Source organism: Longimicrobiales bacterium (assembly GCA_029245345.1).
Taxonomy (GTDB): domain Bacteria; phylum Gemmatimonadota; class Gemmatimonadetes; order Longimicrobiales; family Gaopeijiaceae; genus CALFPJ01.
The window spans coordinates 39,526-66,132 of the sequence record JAQWPM010000019.1 but is presented as its reverse complement, the minus strand read 5'-3'; the positions used below and the strand labels follow the sequence as shown (position 1 = coordinate 66,132).

30 protein-coding genes and 1 other RNA gene are annotated in these 26,607 nt (G+C 61.0%); 3 read left to right on the top strand and 28 right to left on the bottom strand.

The window, feature by feature from the left end; translation table 11 throughout:
- Positions 1-38: 38 nt before the first annotated feature.
- On the top strand, positions 39-1,283 hold the full coding sequence (locus P8L30_10290) for a hemolysin family protein (GenBank protein ID MDG2240581.1): 1,245 nt from the start codon (positions 39-41) through the stop codon (positions 1,281-1,283).
- A gap of 13 nt (positions 1,284-1,296) precedes the next feature.
- Here the strand turns inward: P8L30_10290 and lspA are convergent, their stop codons facing one another.
- The 3 genes from lspA to dusB form a co-directional block, all read right to left on the bottom strand.
- A complete protein-coding gene (lspA, locus tag P8L30_10285; protein MDG2240580.1) occupies positions 1,297-1,833 on the bottom strand; it encodes a signal peptidase II in 537 nt (178 codons plus the stop codon).
- Between the two features lie 339 nt (positions 1,834-2,172).
- Positions 2,173-2,528, bottom strand: a transfer-messenger RNA (tmRNA) gene (gene ssrA, locus P8L30_10280).
- A 74-nt stretch (positions 2,529-2,602) separates the two neighbouring features.
- The gene (gene dusB / locus P8L30_10275) at positions 2,603-3,601 is read right to left on the bottom strand and encodes a tRNA dihydrouridine synthase DusB (protein ID MDG2240579.1); all 999 of its coding nucleotides are present in this window, start codon (positions 3,599-3,601) and stop codon (positions 2,603-2,605) included.
- A gap of 133 nt (positions 3,602-3,734) precedes the next feature.
- Here dusB and P8L30_10270 point away from each other — a divergent pair, with 133 nt between their 5' ends.
- Positions 3,735-4,187 carry a PTS sugar transporter subunit IIA gene (locus tag P8L30_10270; protein MDG2240578.1) on the top strand — a complete coding sequence of 151 codons (453 nt, stop codon included), beginning with the start codon at positions 3,735-3,737 and terminating at the stop codon, positions 4,185-4,187.
- Here the strand turns inward: P8L30_10270 and P8L30_10265 are convergent.
- From P8L30_10265 to hprK, 14 genes are all read right to left on the bottom strand, one after another.
- Positions 4,184-4,543 (bottom strand): hypothetical protein, encoded by a 360-nt coding sequence (locus P8L30_10265; GenBank protein ID MDG2240577.1) that lies wholly within the window; start codon positions 4,541-4,543, stop codon positions 4,184-4,186. The genes P8L30_10270 and P8L30_10265 overlap by 4 nt on opposite strands.
- A 21-nt stretch (positions 4,544-4,564) precedes the next feature.
- A complete protein-coding gene (locus tag P8L30_10260) occupies positions 4,565-5,008 on the bottom strand; it encodes a hypothetical protein (GenBank protein MDG2240576.1) in 444 nt (147 codons plus the stop codon).
- Between the two features lie 210 nt (positions 5,009-5,218).
- On the bottom strand, positions 5,219-7,111 hold the full coding sequence (gene selB / locus P8L30_10255; GenBank protein ID MDG2240575.1) for a selenocysteine-specific translation elongation factor: 1,893 nt from the start codon (positions 7,109-7,111) through the stop codon (positions 5,219-5,221).
- The gene (recO, locus tag P8L30_10250) at positions 7,108-7,869 is read right to left on the bottom strand and encodes a DNA repair protein RecO (protein MDG2240574.1); all 762 of its coding nucleotides are present in this window, start codon (positions 7,867-7,869) and stop codon (positions 7,108-7,110) included. The genes selB and recO overlap by 4 nt, the downstream gene beginning before the upstream one ends.
- The gene (locus P8L30_10245) at positions 7,869-9,017 is read right to left on the bottom strand and encodes a hypothetical protein (GenBank protein ID MDG2240573.1); all 1,149 of its coding nucleotides are present in this window, start codon (positions 9,015-9,017) and stop codon (positions 7,869-7,871) included. Before P8L30_10245 ends, recO begins: the two co-directional genes overlap by 1 nt.
- Positions 8,998-9,663 (bottom strand): bifunctional nuclease family protein, encoded by a 666-nt coding sequence (locus tag P8L30_10240; GenBank protein ID MDG2240572.1) that lies wholly within the window; start codon positions 9,661-9,663, stop codon positions 8,998-9,000. The genes P8L30_10245 and P8L30_10240 overlap by 20 nt, the downstream gene beginning before the upstream one ends.
- Entirely contained in the window at positions 9,635-10,813 is a 1,179-nt protein-coding gene (gene metK / locus P8L30_10235) for a methionine adenosyltransferase (protein MDG2240571.1), read from the bottom strand. Before metK ends, P8L30_10240 begins: the two co-directional genes overlap by 29 nt.
- A gap of 61 nt (positions 10,814-10,874) precedes the next feature.
- Complete coding sequence (gene ptsP, locus P8L30_10230; GenBank protein ID MDG2240570.1) at positions 10,875-12,653, bottom strand: phosphoenolpyruvate--protein phosphotransferase; 1,779 nt, start codon at positions 12,651-12,653, stop codon at positions 10,875-10,877.
- A complete protein-coding gene (locus P8L30_10225; GenBank protein ID MDG2240569.1) occupies positions 12,653-12,934 on the bottom strand; it encodes an HPr family phosphocarrier protein in 282 nt (93 codons plus the stop codon). Before P8L30_10225 ends, ptsP begins: the two co-directional genes overlap by 1 nt.
- Entirely contained in the window at positions 12,931-13,683 is a 753-nt protein-coding gene (locus P8L30_10220; protein MDG2240568.1) for a PTS system mannose/fructose/sorbose family transporter subunit IID, read from the bottom strand. Before P8L30_10220 ends, P8L30_10225 begins: the two co-directional genes overlap by 4 nt.
- On the bottom strand, positions 13,680-14,339 hold the full coding sequence (locus P8L30_10215; protein ID MDG2240567.1) for a PTS sugar transporter subunit IIC: 660 nt from the start codon (positions 14,337-14,339) through the stop codon (positions 13,680-13,682). Before P8L30_10215 ends, P8L30_10220 begins: the two co-directional genes overlap by 4 nt.
- Positions 14,340-14,819 carry a PTS sugar transporter subunit IIB gene (locus P8L30_10210; protein ID MDG2240566.1) on the bottom strand — a complete coding sequence of 160 codons (480 nt, stop codon included), beginning with the start codon at positions 14,817-14,819 and terminating at the stop codon, positions 14,340-14,342.
- Positions 14,820-14,833: 14 nt separating this feature from the next.
- A complete protein-coding gene (locus tag P8L30_10205) occupies positions 14,834-15,220 on the bottom strand; it encodes a hypothetical protein (GenBank protein MDG2240565.1) in 387 nt (128 codons plus the stop codon).
- Positions 15,213-16,151, bottom strand: a complete 939-nt coding sequence (gene hprK, locus P8L30_10200; protein MDG2240564.1) for an HPr(Ser) kinase/phosphatase — start codon at positions 16,149-16,151, stop codon at positions 15,213-15,215. The genes P8L30_10205 and hprK overlap by 8 nt, the downstream gene beginning before the upstream one ends.
- Positions 16,152-16,381: 230 nt before the next feature.
- On the opposite strand from hprK, the gene P8L30_10195 reads away from it, so the two are divergent.
- Complete coding sequence (locus P8L30_10195; GenBank protein MDG2240563.1) at positions 16,382-16,573, top strand: hypothetical protein; 192 nt, start codon at positions 16,382-16,384, stop codon at positions 16,571-16,573.
- A gap of 19 nt (positions 16,574-16,592) precedes the next feature.
- Here P8L30_10195 and P8L30_10190 read toward each other — a convergent pair whose 3' ends face one another.
- The 11 genes from P8L30_10190 to P8L30_10140 form a co-directional block, all read right to left on the bottom strand.
- Positions 16,593-17,711 carry a glycosyltransferase family 4 protein gene (locus P8L30_10190; protein MDG2240562.1) on the bottom strand — a complete coding sequence of 373 codons (1,119 nt, stop codon included), beginning with the start codon at positions 17,709-17,711 and terminating at the stop codon, positions 16,593-16,595.
- A gap of 16 nt (positions 17,712-17,727) precedes the next feature.
- Entirely contained in the window at positions 17,728-18,183 is a 456-nt protein-coding gene (gene nusB / locus P8L30_10185) for a transcription antitermination factor NusB (protein MDG2240561.1), read from the bottom strand.
- Positions 18,180-18,668 (bottom strand): 6,7-dimethyl-8-ribityllumazine synthase, encoded by a 489-nt coding sequence (gene ribH / locus P8L30_10180; protein ID MDG2240560.1) that lies wholly within the window; start codon positions 18,666-18,668, stop codon positions 18,180-18,182. Before ribH ends, nusB begins: the two co-directional genes overlap by 4 nt.
- Complete coding sequence (locus P8L30_10175) at positions 18,665-19,864, bottom strand: bifunctional 3,4-dihydroxy-2-butanone-4-phosphate synthase/GTP cyclohydrolase II (protein ID MDG2240559.1); 1,200 nt, start codon at positions 19,862-19,864, stop codon at positions 18,665-18,667. The genes ribH and P8L30_10175 overlap by 4 nt, the downstream gene beginning before the upstream one ends.
- An 18-nt stretch (positions 19,865-19,882) precedes the next feature.
- The gene (locus tag P8L30_10170; protein ID MDG2240558.1) at positions 19,883-20,482 is read right to left on the bottom strand and encodes a riboflavin synthase; all 600 of its coding nucleotides are present in this window, start codon (positions 20,480-20,482) and stop codon (positions 19,883-19,885) included.
- Positions 20,482-21,600 carry a bifunctional diaminohydroxyphosphoribosylaminopyrimidine deaminase/5-amino-6-(5-phosphoribosylamino)uracil reductase RibD gene (ribD, locus tag P8L30_10165; protein ID MDG2240557.1) on the bottom strand — a complete coding sequence of 373 codons (1,119 nt, stop codon included), beginning with the start codon at positions 21,598-21,600 and terminating at the stop codon, positions 20,482-20,484. The genes P8L30_10170 and ribD overlap by 1 nt, the downstream gene beginning before the upstream one ends.
- Before the next feature lies 1 nt (position 21,601).
- Positions 21,602-22,420: a hypothetical protein gene (locus tag P8L30_10160; GenBank protein ID MDG2240556.1), complete on the bottom strand. Its 819-nt coding sequence runs from the start codon at positions 22,418-22,420 to the stop codon at positions 21,602-21,604.
- 140 nt (positions 22,421-22,560) lie between these two features.
- Positions 22,561-23,580, bottom strand: a complete 1,020-nt coding sequence (purM, locus tag P8L30_10155; protein MDG2240555.1) for a phosphoribosylformylglycinamidine cyclo-ligase — start codon at positions 23,578-23,580, stop codon at positions 22,561-22,563.
- A gap of 4 nt (positions 23,581-23,584) precedes the next feature.
- A complete protein-coding gene (locus P8L30_10150) occupies positions 23,585-24,514 on the bottom strand; it encodes a PfkB family carbohydrate kinase (GenBank protein ID MDG2240554.1) in 930 nt (309 codons plus the stop codon).
- Positions 24,515-24,532: 18 nt separating this feature from the next.
- Positions 24,533-26,227 carry an arginine--tRNA ligase gene (gene argS / locus P8L30_10145; GenBank protein MDG2240553.1) on the bottom strand — a complete coding sequence of 565 codons (1,695 nt, stop codon included), beginning with the start codon at positions 26,225-26,227 and terminating at the stop codon, positions 24,533-24,535.
- 4 nt (positions 26,228-26,231) lie between these two features.
- On the bottom strand, positions 26,232-26,534 hold the full coding sequence (locus tag P8L30_10140; GenBank protein MDG2240552.1) for a zinc ribbon domain-containing protein: 303 nt from the start codon (positions 26,532-26,534) through the stop codon (positions 26,232-26,234).
- Between the last annotated feature and the right edge of the window lie 73 nt (positions 26,535-26,607).

Below are 26,607 nucleotides of genomic sequence, written 5' to 3'. Positions count from 1 at the left end.
TTGTCGCCCGCCATCCGCTTACCGATACTCACGCCACAATGATGACCCTCGCTTGGATTCTCGCGGCCACGCTCGCGATCTCGTTTCTGTGCTCCGTTCTCGAAGCGACGTTTCTCTCGATCACCCACTCCCACGTTGGCCTCCTCCGTGAGAGTGGTCACTGGGCTGGCGCCTGGTACGAGAAGGCCCAGAAGAAGGTGGAGGAGCCGATCGCTGCGATCCTCACACTGAACACACTCGCCAACACGATGGGTGCAGCGGTGGGGGGAGCCGTCGCGGGAAGCCTCTTTGGAAGCACCGCAGTGGCGATCTTCTCAGCGCTGCTGACGTTCTCAGTGCTCATCTTCGCAGAGATCCTGCCGAAGACGCTTGGTGCGACCTATTGGAAGCAACTGTCCATCCCTTCGGCGTACGTGCTTCGTTTCATGGTCTTGACCATGAGGCCGGTCATTGTGCCCCTCGGCTGGATTGGTCGCGTGATCGCTCGCAGTAGCGTACCCCCGACGGTGAGCCGTTCGGAGATTGAAGTATTGGCCGATATCGGGCGGCGCGAAGGAGCGCTGGACGAGGACGAGTGGAACGTCGTGAGCAGGGTGATCCGCCTTGATGAAGTCTCCATCGGTTCGGTCATGACACCCCGGACCGACATGACCGCGGTCCCTATCACAGCCACGGTGTCTGAAGCCAAGAGAGTCATGTTGGATACTGGACATCTGCGGATACCTGTATTCGACGGAACGATCGACAACATTGTCGGTGTCGTAGTCGCGAGAGATCTGTGGCGAGCGGATCAAGATGGAGTCGACATCCTCGCGGACGTGATGCGCTCTGCCCCGTTCTCTCCCTCCTCGAAGCCTGTCGAAGACCTGATCTCTGAGATGCGTGCGCAACGTATCAAGATGGCGATCGTGGTCGACGAGTTCGGGGGGACGGCAGGGCTGGTCACCCTCGAGGACCTGATCGAGGAGATCATCGGTGAGATTCAGGACGAACACGAGGAAGACGAGCCGGTGGATTTCCTGGAGCAGGCCGGTGGCCGTGTGCAGGTCTGGGGTGGCGTCTCATTGAGAGACTCCGCCGCTCGCCTGAAGCTCGAGCCGAACGATGAAGAGGAAGAGGGCTACGACACGGTAGGAGGGTTCGTACTCGGTCGACTCAATCGCATCCCTGTCGTGGGCGATCAGGTGGACGTCGCTTCCGGAAGCTTGCGGGTGACCCGGATGACGGGCCGCCGAGTCGACTATCTGCTGTTCGTTCCGGGAACTGCTGACCTGAACGACTAGGACCGGTCCGGCGCTACGGTGTCGCTTCTTCCGTCGTCGGCTCTGCAGGGTCGACCGTCGCTGCTTCCATTTGCCGCTCAGCCTGCTCCTCGAACCAGAAGGAGATCGCGAGGAGCACAGCACCGCATGTGATCGCCATGTCCGCAATGTTGAAGATCGGGAAGAGCCAAAATCCCAGATCTACCGGCCCGAGGAAGTCCACGACCCCCATGTCCCAGCGAACGCGGTCGTAGAGATTCCCGACCGCGCCGGACACCACGAGTGCGATCGACATGATGCGCAGGTAGTCGTTCTTCGCTGCCTCCTTGAAGAGTACTCCGAGTAGCACCAGCGCGATGAACGTCACCGGCACGAAGAACCAGCGGGAGTCCTCGCCCACGCTAAGCCCGAACGCAGCACCTTTATTGTAGGCGAGCGTAAGTGGCACGAGTCCGCCGAAGAGTTCACTGCTCCGGATCGACAGAGCGTCAAGCGCCCATCGTTTGGTCCAGATGTCGAGGACCATGATGAGCGGGAAGGTCATTCCTAACAGGGCGAATTTTGAGCGCACTCGGGCATCCGAGGGTTCGAGGTGGATTCTGCAGCAGTGTACGCGGTGCAGGTGGAGTTGGTTCCTAGCTGCGAAGAAGGTAAAACGGTTTGGGTGGGTGCGGCACGGTTGGCGGGATGCCTGCCCAGGCGGCGGCGGGAGTGACGACAGCCTGCGGCTGCCGTCGGCTCCTCGAGATATCGGGCGGGCCAAACGGCAGACCATCTGCGCTCGTCGGCTCGAACCTCGCTTTGCGTCCTCGGGTTTCGCCCGAGGACGCGCGGGTTCGCCGCCCGCCGCGGCATTTGGGGCCTAGATATCAGAAAGACTCTGACAACCTTGAGGTTATCAGAGTCTTTCTGATGGAGGCGGCGGGAGTCGAACCCGCGTCCGCGATCGGATCCCGAGAAGCTTCTACGTGCGTAGAGCGCTGATTAGTCTCGCCTCGGGGGGCCAGCGAACAACCGGACCCTCGGCCAGCCACCTAAAATCTCGCCCCCCACCCGGTGGCAAAGCGGGGGGACCAGCCCGAATTATCGTCGCTTCAGGAGACGCCTCGGGCGGGCGACTCAGGAAACGAGCTACTTAAGGGTTACTTAAGCGGCCAATGCCATATCAGTGTTGGCAATTAGAATTTTTCCCGAATTATTTACGAGGATCGAGACCTCGGCACGCTACTCCACCTTCACCGAACACGTCGAAACCGTGACGCCCCCGAAAAATGCAGATGATCTGTCAAACAGCTGTGGTAGGAAGTCTACCGGAAGCGGGTAGCCCCGGTCCACCCGTGTCAGGCCGTCGCCCCGGCCCTGTGCTCGTCGAGGTACCCTTCCAGGAGCCGTTCCACGTCGTCCAGAGTCTCGGACTGGAACAGTTCGATCCGTAGCAGACGCCCGCTGGGCAGCCCCTTCGTATACCATCCCAAGTGCTTCCGGAAATCGATAATCGCGCGTTCCGGATTGGACTCGAATGCGATCGCATTGCGGGCGTGCTCGAGGCAGATCTGGAAGCGTTCCTCCACGCTCGGGTCCGGCAGTATGGGATCGCCGTCTAGGGCAGCTCGTGCCTGTGCGAACATCCACGGGTCCCCATGTGAGCCCCGCGCGATCATGATGGCGGCGCACCCGGTCTCGTCCCTCATTCGCCGCGCATCTTCGCCCGAGGTGATATCTCCGTTTCCGATGACAGGGATGTCGAGGGCCTCGACGAGGTCGCGGATCTCTGACCACTGTGCCTCTCCCGAATACATGTCGGCTCGGGTGCGGGGATGGAGACATATAGCCTTGGCGCCGGCGTCCTGGCAGCGGAGGCCGATCGCGACCGGGTCTCGGCTCTTCTGATCGAAGCCGCTCCGGATCTTCACCGTGGTGGTGAGATCTGTGGCGTCGTCCACTGCGCGAATGAGGGTCTGGACTAAGTCGAGATCTCTGAGGCAGCCTGAGCCGCCATTACGCTTCACGACCTTCTTAACCGGGCATCCGAAGTTGATGTCGATGAAGTCCGGTCCGTATGTCTCGGCCACGTACGCCGCCGCATCGCCCATCATCCCAGGATCGGCACCAAAGATCTGGATCCCAATGGGTCGCTCTTCTTCGTCGAAGCGGAGGTAGTCCCGTGCCCGCTGCGAATTCATGACGATACCAGCCGCACTCACGAACTCGCTCACCACGACGTCGGCACCATACCGCCGGCACAGTCGTCGAAAGGGCGACTCGCTTACGCCAGCTTGGGGCGCGAGGTACAAGGGCGTGTGGTCGCCCGAGAGCATGGAGAGGAGGTGCGCAGACATACCTCGAAGCTACCCGTGATTCGTGCGACCGTGAAGCGGGACGCGTGCGGGCCCTGCCCTCCTTGGGAACGAGTGGTTATTCTCCGATTCTCGGTAAACGACCCGCGACCGAAACGGACTTCGGAGGCGACGGATGAGGTTGAAAGAGCTGTTCACAGTCGATGCGGTCAAGCTCGACTTGGAGGCCGGATCCAAGGACGAGTTGCTCCGCGAATTGGTGGCACTCGTGGGGCTCGACGAAAAGTCCGAGGGCATCCTCTTCAAGACGCTCAAGCGTCGTGAGAATCTCGGCTCCACGGGAATTGGCAAAGGGATTGCGATTCCCCACTGCCGGTCGCTCGTCGTAAGTCGCCTCCGCCTGGCCTATGGCAGGAAGCCTGCGGGCATGGGTTTTAACGCCATCGACAGCGCTCCGGTGCACAACTTTTTCCTGATCGCCGCGCCGCCGTTGGAAGTCTCCAATCAGTATTTGCCGGTATTAGGCAAGATCGCACAGTTCGCGAAGGACGCTGATGTGCTGGCGATGCTGAAGGAACTCGAGAAGCCTGAGGACTTCTTGGCCCTGCTCGACGAAAAGGCGCCCTAGCTCTCCAGGAGACGCGATCCCTCCTGCTCCACGAGAGCGTCCTCCAGTTCCGTTTCAAGCGTGTTTACAATGCCGGCTGCGGTCCGCCAGCGTACCGTTTGTATGATCATCGCGCCCACGACGAAAACGACGGCGAGCGCATTGTTGTCAGTCCAGACGGCCGCGAGTACCGGAAGGAGGGCCGCGGGTGTGGTCCCTACGAGGAGCAACGTCAGTTGCTTGGAACGGTTGGCCTCAGCTTCAGCGAGCCGCTCACGCGCGAGGACCGTGTCGGTCGGCCAGGCGTCTGGGAGTTTCGGTACTCCGGTGTGCCCGACCGCGACTCGGGGTTCGGTGTCATCGGTGGGATCTGCCATGAACCTTGGCCAAGGTTCGTTCTACTTGAGAACGAACATCTTTCGGGTCTTGCTGATCCCGTTGACCGTGAGCTGCACGAGGTAGATGCCCGAGGCGACTTGGCGTCCGGATTGATCCGTGCCATTCCAGAATGCCTCAAAGCGCCCAGGCTGTGCATATTCGAGTTGGACCACCTCAATACCGTCGCCGGTGGGATGTCCGAGGGCGACAGGAGATGCGACCAGCTGCTGGAGAAGATTGAAGATACGCACGGACACTAGGGCAGGACGTCCGTCAACAAACAGATCCGCCTCAAGAATAAAGGGGATGGTTGTCTCAGGATTAAACGGGTTCGGATAGTTCTGTATTAACTGAAATCCGTTCGCCTGTCCGGACGACGTGGGTGGGCCTGAATCTTGGGCAGACAGGCCTTCCGCCACGACGAACAAGGAGAGGAGGACGAACAAGACGCTTATGCGTCTCATTGATACCTCCGCACATATTGTGCAGTAGCCTAGGGTCGATCGCGCTCCATGCGAGGTGGTGTTTCGGCGACTCCGTGCCTTTCCCATAGTACGAGGTCAGTCACGTCACGGTCAAGTGAAATCTGTTCAAGAATATGGAAAAACGGCCAAGTCGATAGGTCTTGTACAGTCGGAGGGGCGAATGGTTGCAAATCCAGGTGCCTTCCCTGGTTATGGCACCTCTCGCCCGTCTTCTCCCCGCAACGTAACCCCCAGCCCATCGAAGTGATTGAGCAAGGGAATAAGGTGTCGTCGTGATACATCCAGGACCTCACGGAAGTCGGCTGGTCCGAGGCCGTGCCGGCCGCTCAGGGACGCCTGGATTCGAGAAATTGCATCGGAGAGTACCTGTGCCGACACGTAGTATCGGTCCGCGACGGGAGAAACACGCCCATCCGCTTCCATGTGCTTTAGGAGCGACCAGAGATCGGATCGCGCCAAGAGTTCATCTGGATACTCGTCAACGAGGGGTGCAGTGAGGCCTTCCGCGGAGAAGAAGGCCTCTAACTGAGTCACAGCGGCGCTCTGGTCTGCAGAAAGCTCCGCGTTGTGCTCCGGGTCCCTAACTCCGCCCTCGACTCGCTCAAGGGTGCCTTCGTCGCACAGTCGGTCGATCAGAGCGTCAGCGACCTCCTCATTGGCCCATCTCGGGACAGCTGACCTGGCCAACGCGAGCGGAATCGCTGGTTTTATCGGGTCTGCGGCGTGGGCGGATGACACCGCTTCGAGAATACCGGTGCGGCCCGCCTTCAAAATCGTCGCCGAAAACAACCTACGCGTCGAAGCGAGTAGCTCTCCTTCCGACATTTGACCCAGCACCGCTGCCGCCACTTCTGGCGGCAGCCCGCTGAGAACTGGCAGCAAGTCTCGTCGGATCCCGTGCCAGCCAGACATTTCCAGAAGAGAGCCGATGCAATCTACGGCGGCCCCACCCGCGATCCGGAATAGATGCTCACGCTCGACGTCAGTGAGTCGGTTGCGTTTGGGAGGAAGTGGCTCCGCCACGACACCCCCTCCGAACGTCGTGACCGGCGAATAGGCCCTGAGCACGACACGATCTCTGGCCCGCGCAACGACGGGCTCCTCGAGACGAAGTTGAACCCACCCCCGCCCCCCGGCGATGATGGAGTCCGGTTCGAGTAGTGCGACTCTGGCCATGACCTCGGCTGTCCCGACGTGGACTCGGACCCGCTGGTTGTGCTCAAGATTCCACGTCGTGTCGGGCAGCAGACCTACATGAACGGTCAGCATCCATGTGGCGTCCCATGCGGGAGATGAGACCATCGTTGCCCCTCGTGCAACGACGTCGCGATCTGAGCCGTCACCTGTCAACGCTACGGCGGCCCGATCACCCGCGCGCGCATCCTGCACCTCTTTTCCGTGAACTTGCAGCCCGCGGACCCTTGCTTGGAGGTCTGCAGGCAAGATCCGCACACGGTCACCCTTCGCGAGTGAACCGGTCCACACGGTGCCAGTAACCACCGTGCCAGTGCCTTGGATGGTGAACACCCGATCCAATGGGATCCGGACGAGGTCCGCCGATGCAGACGTTTCAACCCGAGTGGCTACGTCGCCCAAGACGTCCTTCAGCTCGGCCAGGCCCTCTCCGGACGCAGCGGAGTTCGGAACGGCGTGCGCTCCCTCATACCGGGTGCCCTCCAGTAGGTCAGCGATATCCGCCTGAACGAGTTCGAGCCATTCAGCGTCAACGGTATCGAGCTTCGTGATCGCCACGACCAGTTCCGGCACATCGAGAAGCTCGATGATGGCGAGGTGCTCCCTCGTCTGGGGCATTACGCTCTCGTCGGCGGCCACGACCATGAGGACGACATCCATTCCGGCGGCGCCCGCCACCATCGCTCGGACGAACGCCTCGTGGCCTGGAACATCGACTACTCCGAAGTGCACTTCGGGCAGCTCGAGCTCCGCGAAGCCCAGTTCGATGGTGATGCCCCGTTCTTTCTCTTCCTTAAGGCGGTCCGTGTCAGTTCCGGTCAAGGCAGCAACAAGTGCCGTCTTTCCATGATCGATGTGCCCGGCTGTGCCGAGAATCAGGTGCTTCATTCCGGTACTTCCTGATCGTGGGGCAGCAGGCCGCCCAGGAAGTGTAGAGATTTCAAGGGTTTCGACACCACGTGATAAGCGACGAAGTCGGACACGAGGCCCAGGTGTCGGCGAGCATGTTGGATCTCCACAGTGAGGTCGCCCGCGATGAGGGCTCCCACCTGCCCTCGTGCGATCGGGCCGACGCGCGGCCCGGCTGCTTCATCGGCGCAATCAGAACAGCGCACCCCGCCGGCCCCAAAATCGAAGCGCGCCACCTCATCAGATTCCAGGCCTCGCCCGCAGAGCACGCAGGCGTCGAGCTGCGGGGCGAATCCGAACCCTACGGTGATGCGCCAAAGGGCTGACAGCGCTGCCATGGGCGCGTGCTCCCGGTCGGCGCAGCCGAGGGAGTCCAAGCTGTCCTCAATCGCATGGAAAAGCTCCGGATGAGGTTCCTGATCCGCGTGGGCCAACACCAACTCCGCGGCGGCTGAGGCCCCCGCAAAGCGCAACACGTCCTGACCGATGCCTTCCCGAAGCTCTGTGCACGAAAAGTCCTTCATCGTATGCAGATCACGACCGGTTTTCACGTAGGCCGTTAGGTCTCCGGTGGCGAAGGTGGAGATGGTCGTAGAGCCCTTCCCGCTTCGCCCGCGGACGCCCCGCGCCATGACACTCAGGAGGCCGTAGTTCAACGTGTAGAAGCGGAGAATGCGACTCGTGTCCCCGTAGTCGTGGCCCCGCAGTAGGACTCCACGGGTACCGACAGGTGCCACTAAACGGCCTCTCGAATTCTCTGTAGAAGTTCTGCGCGCGATCGACGGTACTGGGCTGCGGCAGCAGCATCGGCCGGATCCGTAGCGTCGAATGACTCGTCGAGCCGAGCGATCGCCAAGAGGAGGTCCTCGCGGCTTGATGCCATGTCCGCACGGATGGTAGCCGAAGGGGACTTCTTCATCGTGACGATCCCCGCCCCTGCCAGAAGCAAAGCCAACACGACGGCAACCCATTCGACCGGTGGCTCGAAGGGCTCCTCCGCCGGGATCAAACGAAGCGAAGGACTCGACACATCAGCCCCACTGAAGTGGCGATACGTGGTTCCCTCCTCCAACTCCGTGCTTTCAACGAAGCTGAGTCCCTCAACGTCGAGGAGCGGCGCTGGTTCACGTACGAGCAGGTCCATCGCGAGCGTGGTGCCGGGCGTGGGCACAGTCACGAACACGTCGTCCGTCACATAACGAACGACGACGAGGCGCTCGCCCGGTGTCACTGGGGCGCGCAGGACAACGTCGCCATCCTCGAACGATGTGGCATCAGGAGCCAGGTCACTTTGACTGACCGTGAAGTCTGTGACGTTGTCCATGAGCGGATATCGCCAGGTGACTCCGCCTTCGAGGGACACCACCGTCTTGTCTTGCGGGTTGATCAGTTGGAACAGATCCGTCACGCGCCAAAGATCCCCTTCAGGCTCGAAGAAGATGTTTCGGGCCTGAAGCGTGAAGGGGAATCCGCTCACCGGGGCGACGAGCGTGTCATAGGCCTGAATGGTGTATGCTGAGTCGAGCTGGACGGCCAACGTGATTGGGTTTCCGAAGTAGAAAACCCCTGAGTGTTCGATCGACACGAAGAAGACGTCCTGCCTGTCCGGGTCCGGCAGGCTGGGTAGCCGGAGGCTGAAAGACCCGTCTTGCGACACCGTCGCGGAGTCGACTTCGCCCTCACCGTCCGCACGGAGGTGATGGAGCGTGACCATACCCTCGGTAAGCATGGTATCCCCCACACTCACCGTCCCGTTCAGGACGGGGTCGCCCACGACCTGCGCCTGGAGGGCGAAGGGGCTGCACAGCAGGAGCGTGAGGAGGGCAGCCTGGTTGATCAGCCTGTCCCGACGTCCTAACGAGAGCCTACGGATTGAAGCGGCCAAAGTCCTCAGGGGCGAGTCGTTGCAGGTGTTCCTTCAGCTCTTCTGGCCCCATGTCCACCGGGCCCGGGCCATTGCCCTCCTCCGTTGCTGCAAACGGGAGTCCCTGGGGCGTTTCTTCGCCCTCAGAGATCTCGATGGTGTCGGCCTCGAGAAGTTCGTCGTCTACGAAGACCCGAGCGTTGGCTCTCAAAGCCACAGCGATCGAGTCGGACGGACGAGCATCTACCGAGAAGACCTCCCCATTTCGCTCTACAAGCAGCTGCGCGTAGTAGGTCCCTCCCTCCATTCGGGTCACGATGACCTTCTGGAGTGTCCCGCCCAGCCCGTGAAGCAATGAACAAAAGAGATCGTGGGTCAGAGGTCTCGGGAACGGGATCTCTGCCATCTGAACCGCAATAGCGCGCGCCTCGCTGGGGCCGATCCAAATGGGGAGCACGCGCTCACCTTGGAGTTCCTGCAATAACACGACAGGCGTCTTGTTGGAGTTGTCGAGCCCCAATTCCTGAACTCTCACTTCAACCAGCAACGGCGAGGTCCTCCGACCGAGGATAAAAACAGGACGGTCCGTCCTATGCGCGCCCACCAGTACTCCAAAGCGAGCGTTCGGTTCTACTCCCTCAGGCACCAACCGCATTCTTGAGGTCATCCACTCGATCCGTGAGCTCCCAAGAGAAGAACTGGACCTCGTCACCCCCCGCACTAGGCTTTCGGACCTCAGGCGTGCGCCCGAAGTGGCCGTAGGCGGCCGTGGGCGTGTAGATGGCCGATCGCAGGCCGAGTCGATCGATGATGCCCGATGGCGTGAAGTCGAAGACCTCTCGTAGTGCGCGAGTCAGTTCCGCTTCCTCGACCTTTCCGGTCCCGAACGTGTTGACCCGGATCGACACCGGCTCCGCGACCCCGATCGCGTAAGCGAGCTGAATTTCACATCGGTCCGCGAGCCCGGCAGCCACGATGTTCTTTGCGGCCCAACGTGACGCGTAGGCGGCCGAGCGGTCCACCTTGGTCGCATCTTTTCCTGAGAAGGCTCCGCCTCCGTGCCGTCCCACACCACCGTAGGTGTCCACGATGATCTTCCGGCCCGTCAGGCCGGCATCACCGTGAGGTCCGCCGACCACGAACCGGCCCGTCGGGTTGATGTGCAGGATGCAGTCCTCGTCGAACAACTCGGCCGGAATGACCGGCTTAACCACCTTTTCCGTCAGGGTCGAGATGATGTCGGATTGGTGCACATCGTCGTGATGCTGAGCACTGATCACTACGGTGTGAACCCGAACAGGTTTGTCGCCGTCGTATTCGACCGTGACTTGGCTCTTTCCGTCCGGTCGGAGCCAAGGCACCTCACCCGACTTACGCACTTCAGCCAAACGATGCGTGAGCGCATGGGCATACTGGATCGTAGCCGGCATCAATTCGGGTGTCTCGTTCGAGGCGTACCCGAACATCATGCCCTGGTCACCTGCACCTCCGGTATCCACGCCCATCGCGATATCGGCAGACTGCTGGTCCAGATTCGTCAGAACCGCGCACGTATTCGAGTCGATTCCGTACATCGCATTCGTATAGCCGATCCGAGCCAGCGTACCACGCACCACATCCGGAATGTGCACATAACAATCGGTGGTGACTTCACCCGCAACAAAGGCGAGTCCGGTCGTCACCAACGTCTCACATGCCACCCGCGAGTTGGGATCTTTGGCAAGGAGATGATCGAGGACGGCATCCGAAATCTGGTCTGCGATCTTGTCCGGGTGACCTTCGGTGACGGACTCTGAAGTAAAGAGTGTGCGACTCAATGTGATCTGCCTGGCGTTGGGGTTCTGCGGGCGGCTTCTGGAGCGGCTGAACCGTACCGAATCAATCCGGGACCGACAAGCTCCAGCGACCCTGAAAAAGCTTGAGGTCGACGGAGTCCCCTATGCCTTCAGCGAGGGCTCGGGTGACCCCACGACTGTCCGAGGCAGCCAACGCCTTTTTGGCGGCGTCGCGCGCGTCCGAAATACGAATGTCGCGGATGAATTTCTTGATCTCAGGGAGGGACGGCCACGCCATAGAGAGAGCCGTGATGTCCAACCCTAAGAGGAGAAAGGCGGCGAGAGGGTTCGCGGCGAGTTCGCCGCATACGCTCACCTCGATACCGGCTGCGCGGCCGGCTCGAGCCACCAACTGGATCTGCCGAAGGACGGCCGGATGGAACGGGTTGTACAGCTTCGCGAGGCGGGTGTTCGTGCGGTCCACCGCCAGTGTGTATTGGACCAAGTCGTTGGTCCCGATCGAAAAGAAGTCGGCATGGCGAGCGAGTTCGGCGGCTTCGAGCGCAGCGGCTGGCGTTTCGATCATCACCCCCAGCTTGTAGCCCTTGTTGTACTCGATGCCCTCCTTGTCCAGCTTCGCAGCCTCTTCCTGCACCATCTCACGGGTCCGGCGGATCTCGTCCACTTCGTTCACGAGAGGGAGCATCATGCGCATGTCTCCGAACGCCGTCGCTCGGAGCAGCGCACGTAGTTGCGTCCGAAAGAGCTCAGGCTCATCCAAACAAACCCTTATCGCTCGCCACCCGAGGAATGGGTTCTCCTCCTGAGGCATGTGAAGGAACATCGGAAATTTGTCCCCGCCCAGGTCGAAGGTGCGGATGTATACGGCCTTATTGGGGAATGCCTCGGCGACCTTCTTGTAGGCCTCGAACTGCTCCTCCTCGGTGGGCATCGTGTTACGTCCCACCACGAGGAATTCCGTGCGAAAGAGCCCCACACCGTGTGCCCCGTGAAGCCGCGCCTGTTCTCCTTCTTCGGGCTGATCCAAGTTCGCACGTAGCTCGACGAACTGGCCGTCCTTTGTGACGGAATCCAGTTCGGCGATCGTCGCGATCTCCCCTTCCCATTCTCTCAGGCGCTCACGGCGCGTTTCGAAGCGCGTGACGTCGCTTCCGTCGGGGTCGAGCACGATTCGTCCGAATCGCCCATCCACGATCGCATCCTGTCCCTCGCGCGCCTTCTTGGAAATGCCGTCGACGCCTACAATTGCCGGGATCTGGAGCGACCGGGCCAGGATCGCCCAATGCGCGGTCCGAGTGCCCTGTTCTGTTGCGACCCCACGAACCTTCAGGGCGTCGAGATGGACCGTGAGGCTCGGCGTCAGGTTAGGCGCCACGATGATCACGCCTTCCTCAGCCAGGGCCAGATCGGTCGGATCATGATGTCCCAAGAGCCTATGGAGAACTCTGATCATCAAGTCTTCAAGATCGTTTAGGCGATCCAACACCATGGGATGTGACGTCCTGGCCCACATCGCCTTCAGCTCCAGCATGCGCCACTCGAAGGCTCGCTCTGCCGAGAGGTTGTTCTCCTCGATGTAGCGGACCGTACCGTCTACGACCGCAGGGTCGTCGAGCATGAGGATCTGTGGCTCGAAGATGCGAGCCTCTACCGTACCCAGCCGTTCCTCGGTACGGGCCATAATCTCGCTCAGGCGTTCCCGCGCCCAATCGCGGGCCTCTTGGAACCGAGCCACCTCGGCCTTGGCCTCCTCCGACTTAATGGAGCGGTGGGGAACGACTGGGACACCCCAGTCCAGCAAGAACACCTTGCCAGAGGCGATGCCCTCGGAGGCAGGAAGTCCGTCGAGAATCGTGGGCATCAGTTTTCCTCGAAGCCCCGCTTCACGAGGTCCGCGAGAGCTTCCACAGCCGCCTCGGCGTCCTCACCACTGGCGGTAAGCTTGAGCGTACTCCCCTGCTCTGCGGCAAGCATGAGAACACCCATGATGCTCTTTCCGTTCACTTCCAAGCCGTCCTTCTCGATGGTCACGTTCGCGGCAAACCCCCCGGCGAGCTTCACAAATTCAGCGGCCGGGCGCGCGTGCATTCCGGCCCGGTTCACGATCTGGACCTCCTCTTCTATCCGTGCCTGTTCGGTCACGTCACAATTCCCCAAGTGGAAAGGCTCGCGATGGCGGTTACCACCGCGATTGCCGTGGGCCTCCAGATCCGATGACCGATCTTGAGTCCGACGACGAAGGCTAGCATCCCCAGGGCAGCCCAAGGCAGTCCAGTGTGTACGAGCCCCGTCGGGCTCGCCAAGGCGACCCCGACAAGGAGTCCGATCATCACTGTCGCCGCTTCTCGTAAGCGATCGTGGATGTTGACGAGATTGGCGCGGGTCAACGCCTGCGCCACCTCACGACCCTCTCGGAGACCGCTGCGGAAGCCCCACACTCGTAAGGCCAGGTGCCCCGCGTTGTAAAGCACTAAGAAGAAGACCACCGTCATCCAGTCCGGCGTTCCGACCCACCACAGGGCCAAGGCAAGCATCGATACAGCGGGCAGCCAGGTTGCCCAGACCAAGGCGTCCCCCAGGCCTCCCAAGGGGCCGCGTATGGCCATCTTGAACCGCGTCACTGTTTCCGCGTCGGTGCCATCAGCTTCGAGTCGGAGCGCGGCACCTAATGCCAGCCCGGATAGGTAAGGATGCACATTAAAATGGTTCACATGGCGTCGTAGCGACGCGTCCAACGCCTCTGGGTCGTCCCCGAACATCCGCTTCAGCGCCGGCAGCATCGCAAAGGCGAAGCCATTCCCGATCATGGTGCGGTAGTTCCACGATCCCTGGATCAAAAAGGACCGCAAGAAGGCCGAGATCACAGTGGAGCGGGTCAGCGGAGGGCTCATAAAAAGCGCGCCCCGATGATGCCCAGCGCGAGCCCAGCGACGAACAACACGCGGCGCTTGCGAAAGCCGCCCAGGTCGTGAAGTAAGATGCCTACCGAGACCGCGCCACCGACAACTAGAAGTCCCAGGGACGGAGCTTCTGCGAGGGGCCACGAGTCGGCCAAAGCAGAGACGACCAACCGTCCGAGGCCCGCTCCCACGACGGTCACAATCACCCCTCGGAGGAAGTCCAAGAGCACACTACTCAACTGAACGAGGGTTACCCTACGGACGGTCACAGATGGATCTGAGGACTCCGGAACGAGACGCCCGTTCAGTTTCCGGAGCGTCGTTACCGACCATCCGCCGACCTGGCCCCAAAAAAGGCCTGCTCCGACCGCCAACGGCAAAGCTCCCGCGCTGGGCACCACCGACGCGGCTGCGACTGCGACGACAGTGGCGGTGGTTCCATCCGGGAACCGAGCGCCCCCGCTAGGAAAGGAAACGAGCATGTAGGTCTCGAGGACGACGCCGATCGTCAAGCCGAGCGAGAGGTCGCCCAGTACCCAACCTGTGACGGCCCCTGCCACCAACGGGCGCGAAAACATGAACTGCCCGACGGACGTCGTATCAAGTGCTAGGAGGCCTCCTAGCAGCCCGATGTAGAGGAGTTCCACCTACCGGCCCACAAGCTGAGAGAGGGGGGCCTCGCGTGCGTCTGGAAGATCGCGGGCGGTAACCTTCGCGCCCCCAGCCTCAAGGGCTCTCAGGTCATCCATCTCCGCTTCTGTGAGGTGCAGATAGGTGAGCACTTCGCGACGACCGGGGCCGTGATGAATCCCCCCGAGGTTCACGGACTGGTCGCGAAGTGCTCCACTGTCCCCGAGCCGGCACATCGTTGTGACGTCGCGGGTCAGCAGGATCGTCCTCGGCTCGTCGTCACACCACTCGGCGATCCGGGACACCGCGCCCGCTGTGTCCACAAAGAGGATGTCGGCCGTACCGGCTCCAAGCCGATATAGATCCTGTTCCCATTCACTCGACGCGAGTTCGTCGTCGACAACGACGTATCGATCCGGGCGGACCTGGTGCCCCCAGCCTATGACGACCTGACCGTGGATCAGTCGTTCGTCGACCCGAAACAGTTCAATCGACAAGCGGTGAACCCATACTAGCTGCCGACCGGCGCGATCGCGGCTTGGCCCTTTTCCACGGCTCTCGCCACGATATCAGGAAGCGGCTCCTCGCTATGGAATACGAAGTCGAGAATCATCGGGAGATTGACGCCGCAGATTACGACACGCCGGACCGAATCTTTACAACAGGACAAAGCTGCCATGCCACAGCTTCCGGACTGAAGGTCCACGAAGACCACCGCTCGATTGTTTCCAGCCAAAGAGTCCAATTCCGCTCGGAGCTCGACTGGGCTCTTGCCATCGTTGGAAAGGGCGATCAACGCCTCGGCGGGAGCTCCAGCGATCTTCTTGGCCGCGGAAACCAATCCTTCGGCCATAGCGCCATGAGCTACCACGACTCCGATGGCGGCGCCTTCACTCATAATCCTGCTCCAGGTACTGACGGATCTTTTCGTCGAAACGTCGGGCTGAGTGGACGCCGGAGTACTTCAAGAGATGATCCATAGCGATCACTTCGGCGATCACCGTAATATTTTTTCCGGGATTCAGAGGCACCGTGACTTTCGGTATCTGAATCCCGAGAATGTCCTCGAACTCCTCTTCCAGTCCGGTCCGCGAGTAGTTGCCCTCCTGGTTCCAGTCTTCGAGATAGACGATGACCTCGATCCGCTTCTGTTGCCGGATCGCCCGGACACCGAACATCGCCGAGATATCGATGATCCCGACCCCCCGGATCTCCATGTGGTGCTTTTGCAGTTCGTGCCCACGACCGATGAGGACGTCGTTTCCTTGCTTCGTGACAAGGACCAGGTCATCCGCGACCAGTCGGTGGCCCCGCTCCACAAGATCAAGGACACACTCGGACTTCCCGACGCCACTCTCTCCCACGAAGAGCAGGCCCACGCCGTAAACGTCTGCGAGGGAGCCGTGGAGTGTCGTCTGCGGTGCCATCCCCCGTTCGAGGAACGACTTTATCCGCTCATAGAAGTACTTCGTGCTCTCACTGGATCGAAGTACCGGCACGTCGGCGTTCTGCGCTTCCTCGATGAAATACTCAGGCACCACCTGTCCCTTGGTGATGAACACGGCGGGGACGTCGAAGGCGAACAGGTCGCGCAACCGCGACCGAGCCTCGGCCTCGTCGAGTCCCTCGAGGTACGTCATCTCAGTCTCACCGAAGACCCACATTCGACCGAATGGAGTCCGGGTTGTGTGTCCCGCGAGGGCCAATCCGGGCGAGGTGATGTCCGGATCAGAAGCGGCGCGGTCCAGGGACACATCTGGGGTCAACACCTCAAGGCCGAGCGTCTGGCTCTTGGCTTCGAGGATGTCTCCGATTCCTACACTGTTCAAGCTCAGGAAGTCCTCACAGGCTATGCGATCCGGAACCGATACTCATCAGTCTATTCAGTCGACGCTTCCGAGAGATCTGTCGACACCTCGGACAGTTTCGGGGCTCGGTGATCGGTCCGGCGTCCCCGCTGCTTTTTGAGCATCCGGGTCAATTTGTCGAGGACCCTATCGAGAGCTGAGCGAAACTCCCTCTCTTCAGCCCTGGCGACGATCGGGGCGGCTCCGTCGATATGGAGAATTACTTCAATGTGCTTGGTGTGCTTCTCTTCGCTGTATACCACCTCGGCGGTGCCAACGTGGGGCTCATATTTGTTGAGCTTTTGGACCAAGTCTTCGGTCCGTTGGAGAACGTCATCGGTAACATCGCAGTGTCGCTGAGCGATCTGAACTCTCAAGAGGTAGCCTCCGGACTGACAGAATGACGGATGTTGCACAAAAAAGTTAGCCGGGCTGTGAGTTGCCGACCACCCGCGTGAGGAAGCGTTCGGTGGCCTCCGTTGAAGCATCCCACGAGAATGACTCGGCAAAGGCACGGGCCGCACGGCCCATCTCCGCGCGCAGGCCGGGCTCCCTCACGAGGCGCCCCAGAGCTTCTGCCAGCGCACCAATATCACCGTGTGGGACGAGCAGCCCCGTGCGTTCATGAACGACGGATTCTCTGAGTCCGGGCGAATCACTCGACACTGCGGGCGTGCCACATCCGGCGGCCTCCAAATTGGCGATTCCCCACCCTTCCTTGGGCGACGTCAGGCCATGCACCCAGGAAGTCCGCAGGAGCTCGAGTTTTGTTTCTTCGTCGACGAAGCCGAGGAAATCCACTCGGTCTTGTATGTTCAGTCCCACCGCGAGAGCCTCGAGCGAGGCACGCGCATCACCCGTACCCGCGACCTTGAAGCGCAGGCGGAGGCCTTCCTCCTCAAGGCGAGCGACTGCGCGCAACAACAGGTCGATGCCCTTGTACTTCTTCACTCGGCCCAAATACAGCAACGTGGGATCCGCCGCCTTCTGGGCGGGCGGAGCCGGAAAGTACTTCTCCAGATCGATCCCGTTGGTGATCACTTCGATGTCGGTTTTGAGTCCCCGCCCGATCAAGTCCGCTTTCGTACTCTCGGACACCGCGATACTCGGCATCCCTTTGAAGACCTGTGGGATGGTGCGCTCCAGGAGCCACGTCGCAGCAGCGAGCGGGAACGAAGCTTCCTGAAAGGCGGTCGTCCCGAACAGGTGGTGAACGAGCGGCACGACTGGAGCGTCGGTCCAGTAGGGGGTGAAAAGCGGGACCTTGTTGAGGTCTTCGACGACCACGTCGAAATCGTTGCGGGCGAGGTGCCGTTTGAAGTACCGGGGCCCGGTTAGGGAGAAGGTGTAGCGCGCCCCGGAGCGATGAACCTGAATGCCGTCCAGCACGGTCCTCTGCCTGCAGCCCTTCCAGCCGGAGCAAAGGAGGGTCACGTCATGACCTCGTGCAACGAGTCGCCCGAAGATCTGGTGCAAGTGCTCTTCAGCACCGCCAGCCTGCGGGTTCTCCCGGTCCAGCCAGTTCGCGACCAGGATCTTCATCGCCCGTCCTCGTTCGTCACCCGATGGTTTCCAGAAGTCCCTTGTAGAGGGCATCCAGAACGCCGTTCACGAAACGGGGTGACTCCGAACCACCGTACGCTTCCGCGAGCCTGATGCCTTCCTGAATCGACACTTTGGGCGGCACATCTTCCATGTACACGATTTCCGTTGCCCCGATGCGAAGTACGGCTCGGTCGATCGTAGAAAGTCGCTCCAGCCGCCAGTTGTCCAATGAGTTCTGCAGCATAGCATCGATTTCAGAGAGGTGCTCGTCCATGAGTTGCAAGACCTCCCGGATGTAGGGCAGCCGCCGCTTGGCCACGAGCCGAGTCGCTGTCGTATCGACCAAGGCGTCTCGAAGCGTTCCGTCGAATGCCGCGCTCTCCCACCGATAGTGGATCTGCAGGATCCATGCCCTCGCACGCATCCGATCGATGCGATCCGGAAGGCTGATGGTCTCATCGTCACTCAAGATTCCAACTCCCGGAAAACTTCGATCATCTCGAGCGCGGCGATCGCGCACTCGTAGCCCTTGTTGTTTTTGCCAGCCCCGGCTCGGGCCAACGCCTGAGCCGCATCGTCCGTGGTCAGCACGCCGAACAAGACCGGGATAGCGGCGTCTCGCGCGACGGCGCCGAGGCCCGCAGAGACTTCGCTACACACATAGTCGAAGTGTGGAGTATCGCCGCGAATGACACACCCGAGAGCCACTACCGCATCGTGACGCGTCTGGCGTACCACCTTCGCAGCTGTCTGCGGAAGCTCCCAAGCTCCCGGCACGAACACGACGTCAATGTCCGACTCCTCTGCTCCGTGCTCGGTGAGGCACTCAACCGCCCCGTGCAAAAGACGGTCCGTGATCTCGGAGTTAAATCGGCTCACAAGGAGAGCGATCCGGCGGCCAGAGGCGTCGAAGGCACCTTTCGAACCATCGACGTGTGATCCATCAGTGCTCAAATGATATGTCCCATTTTGGTACGCTTCGTATCGAGGTACTTCTCATTATGCTTCCCCGGCACGACGCGCAAAGGCTCTCGCCCCGTAACCTCGATGTCATAACCATCCAGGCCGACGATCTTCTTCGGATTGTTTGTAAGAAGGCGAATCGAGTGCAGTCCGAGGTCCAGCAGAATCTGGGCGCCGATGCCGTAATCACGAAGATCTGGCTTAAAGCCCAACTTCTGGTTGGCTTCGACCGTGTCGAGTCCCTCGTCCTGGAGCTGGTACGCCTTGAGCTTGTTCGCCAGCCCGATGCCGCGCCCTTCCTGCCGCAGGTATACGATGGCGCCCTGCCCCTCTTCTTCGATCTGCTCCATGGCCGCTGCGAGCTGTTCTCCGCAGTCACAACGCATGGAACCGAATACGTCGCCGGTCATGCACTCCGAGTGCATCCGAACCAAGACGTTGGCCTTCTTGTCGATATCACCCTTGATGAGCGCGAGGTGCTCGCGCTTGTCCAAGACACTTTCGTAGGCGACGACTCGGAAGTCGCCTAGGCGCGTCGGCAGGTCGACCTCCGCGATGCGCTCCACGATTCGGGTGCGCGTCAGGCGGTGAGCCACTAACTGCGCGACCGTGACGAACTTGAGCCCATGCTCTTTCGCGAAGGCTTCGAGTTGAGGGCGGCGCGCCATCGTCCCGTCATCTGAGAGTATTTCACAGATCACACCTACGGGCGGTAGGCCGGCGAGTTTGGCGAGGTCTACCGACGCCTCGGTTTGTCCGACGCGCCGAAGGACACCACCCGCCTTGGCCCGCAACGGGAACATGTGTCCAGGGCGAGTCAGGTCCGACGGCACGGAGTGTTCGTCTGCGAGGACCTCGATGGTTTTGGCGCGATCGTACGCGCTGATGCCGGTCGTGACCCCGAACTTCTGGTGGGCGTCGACGGCAATCGTGAACGCGGTGCCCTTTGGGTCGGTGTTCCGGTCGGCCATCGGTGGCAAGTCGAGCCGGTCTGCACGCTCCGGGGTCATAGCGACACAGATGAGCCCCCGGGCGTTCTTGAGCATGAAGTTGACGTGTTCAGGCGTGACCATACTGGCTGCCATGACGATGTCACCTTCGTTCTCACGATCCTCGTCGTCCGCGACGATGATCATCTTGCCCTGCCGGACGTCTTCAATGGCATCTTCGACGCGATCGAACTTCATAGCCGTATCTCCAATCGGTCAGTCGTCACGAGAAGCGAGGACTCTGCCGACGTATTTGCCGATCATATCACCCTCGATGTTGATGCGGTCTCCCGCTTCGAGAATGCCGAGGTTGGTGTGTTCGTGAGTGAACGGAATCACACCGATCCGGCACACACCAGGCGCGGGCAATTCGCTCACGGTGAGGCTTACCCCGTTGAGCGTGATGGATCCGTGTTTTACGGTGAGCCCGAGAACATCCTCGGGAATCGAGAAGTCCATCAGCCAGAATTCGCCGGACTTAATCGATTCAACGAGGTGGCCGACGCCGTCCACGTGTCCCTGGACCAAGTGCCCGTCCAGGCGTGCGCCGAGTTGCATGGGCCGCTCGAGGTTGACCCTCGTGCCGATTGCATAGGACGCGGCCACGGTTCGCTCCAGCGTCGTCCCGATCGCATCAACGGTGAAGTCACCCCCATCAATGGTGACCGCGGTGAAGCACGCACCATCGATCGATATCGAAGCCCCCAGCGACAGTGATGGAGCGAGCCCCGGCGCCCGGACCGTGAAAGTCCGCGTCGTCTCGCGGTCTTCAGTAGCCGTGATTTCGCCCATGGCTTCAACGATTCCCGTGAACATCAGGACTCCTCTCGGTCCAGAACGATGAGCGTGTCGTGCCCGTGCACTTCCGGAGCGAAGGCTGGTGAGAAGTGCTCCCAGTCCAATGGATGCACCGTGTCCGAGAAGGCCGGGACAGCTTCCGGACCCAACGTCATGGGTGCCACGAACAGGTACAACCTCTGTACGAGACTTTCCCGAAGCAGACTTCCCGCGAGCGTCGATCCGCCTTCGCACAGGATCGACTCGATACCGAGGTCGCCGGCGATACGGAGAACCGCGCTAAGGTCGAGGCGACCCTCGGAGTCGACCGGCACGGGGTGTACCTGTGCGCCAGCCTCTTCAAGTCGCTCGATGTCGAGTTCGGATGTGGCCCTACTCGTGAACACGTGCACCGGAGTCTCCGCGGCGTCGTCGAACAACGCTGCGGACTTCGTAAGCTGTGCGGACGGGTCGAGCACCAGGCGCCGGACAGCTTTTCGTCCGAGAGGTGCCATGCGCACCGTGAGACGCGGATCGTCGGATCTCACGGTGCCCGCTCCGATCAAGACCCCGTCGAAGCCGGTCCGCAAGCGGTGTACTTCGCGCTCTGCCTCGATTCCGGTGATTCGAGTCGGCTCAGGGCCGTTGGTCCCGATGCGGGCATCCATGCTCATCGCCAGCTTCAATGCGACGTAGGGCGTGTCGGACGCGCGGGCGTGGAAGAAGGCGGGATTCTCTGACCGGCCGACCTCGGCACTCCACACGGGGCCGTCGACCTCGATCCCGGCTGCTCGAAGGGTCTCGGTCCCGCCACCGGCGGTTTCACCCGGTTCCGCGACTCCGAACACGACCCTCGAGACACCAGCCTGAATCAGGGCCTTCGCGCAGGGGGGCGTCTTCCCTTCGTGATTACACGGCTCGAGGCTCACGTAGACCGTGGCCCCCTCCGCTTGTGAGCGAGCTGCCTCAAGCGCCGCGATCTCCGCATGAGGGCCACCAAATTCTTTGTGGAAACCTTCTCCGACGACGCGTCCGTCTCGGACCAGCACACACCCCACGAGTGGATTGGGGTGGACTCGGCCCCAGCCACGCCGCGCCAACATACGGGACCACTCGAGGTGGGCGTGGTCCTCTCGAGAGAGAGCGTCGTCGTTCATGTCAGATCGTGAGCCTCGCGGACAAACCTGCGAAGATCGTTCCCTTCGTCGGGTCGAATGGCGCCCCTGCGTATCCCGTGGTCGCCTCGAACCCTTGAGCCCATCCAACCTCGGCGGAAAGCTGCAGGATGAGGAAGTTCAGTGCGGCACCCCCGAACAGAATTTTGCGACCCGCTCCGACGTCCGCAGTGGACGCGATCACTCCGGTCCCGGAATTCAGGAGGATCGATGCATTAGCGGAGTACGAGTCCCAACCGACTCCCGCCACCAATCCAACGGCCAACAGGTCCTTCCCTACGGTCAAGCGATACGAAGTCGTGCCCGGATCCAGGTCGACCTGGGCAGGGTCCCCGAGCGTCGCGTTCGCGAAGCTCACCGTGCCATGGAAATTACGCATGACTGAGAGCGAGATACCGGGCAGCGTGAACGATTCCGTGAGAATGCCGATTCGAGCGCCGAGTCCGAGAGACGAAACCTTGCCGGAAAAGCCTTCGCTCCGGGGAAGGAATGCGACGCTCGTTTGACCCACGAAGTCGACGGAGAGAAAGCCTCCCACGGTTGGCATGAGCCGGAACCCGTCGAAGAGGCCTAGGGCAACGTTTCCGTGGAGGGTGGGGACGAAAATGTTTAACTCACCAGCGGGCTGGTTTTGTCGATCCGTGAGATCAGGCATGCGGAGCTGAAGTCCAGCTCCACGCAGGCTGACTGAGACACGCGGGGTATTGCCGAGTCGGCGACCGAGAGTCGATGCTGCGCCGGGCACAGAGGAGCCGAGGGCGCTCAACAGTCCGATGTGGCCCATAAGCGCGCGCGCTGCCACCGCCGCCTCAGCGCATCCCGACGCGGTTCCGGGCGATGATGCAACACATTGACCTTGGAGAGAGCCGATGTCCTGGGCACCCACTGGTGCGACTCCGGCCACAAACACCACCAAACAACAGAGCGCAGCCCGAATAAACATCAGGAGTAGGACACCCCTTCGCCGTCTTCGATCTGCCCGATGACGTAGGACGCGAGGCCCGCGGTATCCGCTGCGCCCCGAATGGCGTCGGCCCCGTCCTCGTCGACAACGGCGATCATGCCGATTCCCATGTTGAACACACGATCCATTTCGTCCCTGGTGACGTTTCCCCCGTCCTGTAGCGTCTGGAACGTTGCTGGCACCTCCCAGCTAGAGCGATCGACGCGAGCGCCGAGTCCTTCTGGTAAAACACGCGGGAGGTTCCCGGGGATGCCTCCCCCTGTCACATGGGCGAGGCCGCGAATGGACACGCCATCTGCGAGAAGGGGCAAGAAAAGCGGTGCATAACTTCTGTGGATTGCGAGCATTTCCTCGCCCACGGAGTGACCCGTTCCCGGGTACTCGTCCTCAACCCCTAGACCCATGCGGTCGAAGACGATCTTTCGGGCCAGTGTGTACCCGTTCGTATGCATGCCCGAAGACTCGATTCCCACCAGAGTCTGACCGGCCCTGATCTGCGATCCGTCGATGATCGCGTCCCGCTCTACTGCGCCCACGATGAAGCCCGCGAGGTCGTACTCGTCGGCGGCGTAGAACTCAGGCATCTGAGCCGTTTCTCCGCCCAGAAGCGCGCAGGAATTTTCGCGGCAGGCGATGGCGACGCCTCGGACGACGTCATTTACGACCGCTTCGTCCATTTCTCCGGTCGCTAGGTAGTCCAGGAAGAAGAGCGGTCTGGCGCCCTGGACCAGAATGTCGTTCACACAGTGGTTCACCAAGCACTGACCTACGGTGTCATGCCGATTGGACGCGAAGCCGAGCTTGAGCTTCGTCCCCACGCCGTCCGCACTCGATACCAGGACGGGGCCTTTGAGGTCGTCCGGAACTTGGTACAAGCCCCCGAAAGCACCGAGCTCGGACAGCGTGAATCGGTCCCGCGTCGACGCGACCAGATCCTTGAGTCCGTCTTTAGCTCGTTCTGCGGCGTCGAGGTCCACACCGGCGTCACGGTAGCTCATGCGGTCAGACACGTTGCTCGATCCCCATGTGAGTTTCGAAGGCGGTCATTTCATGGAACTCCTGCAACCTCTTGTCCACAAGAGGACGAGACAGGTCAATGAGTCGTTCCACGCTGAAGCGCTCTACTGCAAACGACCCCATCACAGAGCCGAACACCATGGCTCGCCGAAGCGAGGTTGCTTCGAGGTTCCCTGCCTGAGCTAGGGAGCCCATGAAGCCGCCGGCGAAGGCGTCGCCTGCGCCGGTGGGATCGAAGACCTCTTCGAGCGGATATCCCGGTACAAAGAAGAGCCAGTCGTCCGCGAACAGAATCGCTCCGTGTTCACCCTTCTTTATGACGACGATGTCGGGACCGCGGTCGCGAATCCACCGCGACGCCTTAAGGAGGTTTGGTTCGTCGGCGAGCTGACGAGCCTCTTCGTCGTTCACAATGAGGATGTTCACCCGCTCGAGCAGGGAATTCAGCGACTCACGGTTGCCCTCGATCCAGTAGTTCATCGTGTCGCAGGCTACGACATCAGGGGTGTCGACTTGGTCGAGAACGTCGTGCTGTAGGTCTGGATCGATGTTGCCGAGGAAGACGTATTTTGAGGACTTGAACGCGTCCGGGATCTTCGGCTGAAAATCTGCGAAGACGCCGAGCCGCGTTTCCAACGTGTCACGCGTGTTCAGGTCAAAGTGGTACTTCCCTGCCCAGAAGAAGCTCTCCCCCGGGCGTTGTTCGATGCCGGAAAGGTCCGCACCTCTCTTGGAAAGAAAGTCCAGCTTAGCGAGGGGGTAGTCGTCACCGACCACTCCAACCACTTGGACTGGACTGAACAGGGTCGCGGCTGACGTGAAGAACGTCGCGGAACCGCCGAGAACGCGCTCAGCCTTGGCAAAGGGCGTCTCGACGGAGTCGAGGGCTACGCTACCTACACAAAGAATCGACATTGTGGCGTCGGAATTCCTTCAAGAAGAAGAGTCGTCGGAAGGACGATCGAGGCGCTGTGGTGCATCGATGCCCAACACTGCGAGGCCGTTCCGAAGAACGACTTGGACCGCCCTGGCGAGCGCGAGACGAGCGTTGCGCAGGTCGGGATCGTCCACCAATACAGCCAACTCGGGGTTCCGACTTGGATTGCCGGCATGGTACCAGGCGTTGGCCGCACCAGAGGTCTTCTCGAGGTACTCGGTTACCCCATGGGCCGAAGCCGTGGCAGCACCTCGCTCAAGCGTCTTGGTGAACTCCCCAAGTTGCTTCAGGAGTTCACGCTCGAGATCGTGGCTCAGAACGGAGAGATCGACCGATTCCGCTGAAATGTCCTCCGGCTCTACCCCCGCTTTCACGAAGATCGAACACATGCGCGCGTGCGCATATTGGACCTTGAAGACCGGATTCTTATCCGACTGATCCAAAGCAGCATTGATGTCGAAGAGCATGTGCGCATCGGGCTTCCGCATTTGGAAGAAATAGCGCGTGACGTCTACGCCGACCTCGTCGACAAGCTCTCGCAAAGTCATTCCCGAACCCGACCGTTTCGAGAATTTCACCGGAACACCGTCCCGTTCTACGCGCACCATCTGGTGAATGACATACTCCGGGAAGCCTTCGGGCATGCCCAGCGCGCGAACACCACTCTGCACTCGATCTACTGTGCCGTGGTGATCCGCACCCTGCACGTTGATCACCCGGTGATACCCTCGCTCCCACTTGTGTTTGTGGTAGGCGGTGTCGGGAAGGAAGTACGTGGGCAGACCATTGCTACGCACCATCACCCGGTCTTTCTGATCTCCGAATTCGGTCGTCTTGAGCCACGTGGCACCATCGAGTTCGTAGGTGAGCCCGGTATCTTTCAGCGCCTGGATGGTCCCGTCGACGCGCCCCTCGTCGTAGAGAGAGGACTCTAGGTAGTACTCATCGAAGTGTACCCGGAACTGACCTAGGTCACGGTCTTGGTCCGCACGGACGATCTTCACCGCCATGCTTCTGATGGCATCCATGGCTTCCGGAGAAGCGTCGGCTATGAAGCGATCGCCATGGTCGTCGACGAGACTCCGGGCAATGTCGATGACGTAGTCGCCGTGATAACCGCCCTCAGGGATTTCCGCCTCGTGTCCGAAGTGCTGCAGATAGCGGGCTCGCACACTTTCCGCGAGGCGCTCCATCTGGAGACCACCGTCGTTGTAGTAGTACTCCCGGTGGACGGTCCATCCGGTCCAATCGAGGAGCTCAGCGACCGCATCGCCGAGTGCCGCTTGTCGGGCGTGACCAAGGTGTAGTGGGCCGGTCGGGTTTGCCGAGACGAACTCCACCATCACTGATTGTCCAGCACCGGTCTCGGTACGCCCGAAGTCACGATCCTTGGTGAGGATCTCTCCGAGGATGGAAGCGACAGCACCGGCGGACAGCCTGAAGTTCAGAAATCCTGGACCGGCAATCTCTGCTGCCTCCACACCCATGGCACCCAGGTCCAACGCCGCGACGATGTCTTCCGCAATCTGCCGGGGTGCCTTTTTCAGCTCGCCCGCGAGCGTCATCGCCACACTGCAGGCCACGTCGCCGTGCGAAGGGTCCTTGGGGCGCACAAGCTGGATCTTAGCGCCTGAAACGCCCATGGTCTCGAGGGCTACCGCTAACCCAGCTCTGATCTCTTCGTGCTCCATTGCTTCAGTCTTTCGAAGGAATGGGTGGAGCCGCGTCTTTCTTGGGCGCGGCCGCCTTCTTAGGCGAGTCGCCCGAGGCCGAAGACGAGTCTGAAGGCGAATCCGCTGACGCCTTCTTCTTGTAGTCATCCGAGCGGGACTCGGTGATGTAGAACCCGTCACCCTTGAAGAGAAAGCCCACGCCGCCGGAAATCACGCGCTCTGCGACAGCACCGCACTCCGCGCACTCGGACACGGGTTCGTCGGACATGCGTTGGAACACCTCGAAACGGTGTCCGTTCGGGCAGCTGTAGTCGTACGTGGGCATAGGAGGCGCGGGCCAAGACAGGGCTTGATAGAGCCCAAAAAACTAACGTTGGCGGCCTATCCTGTCAGCGACG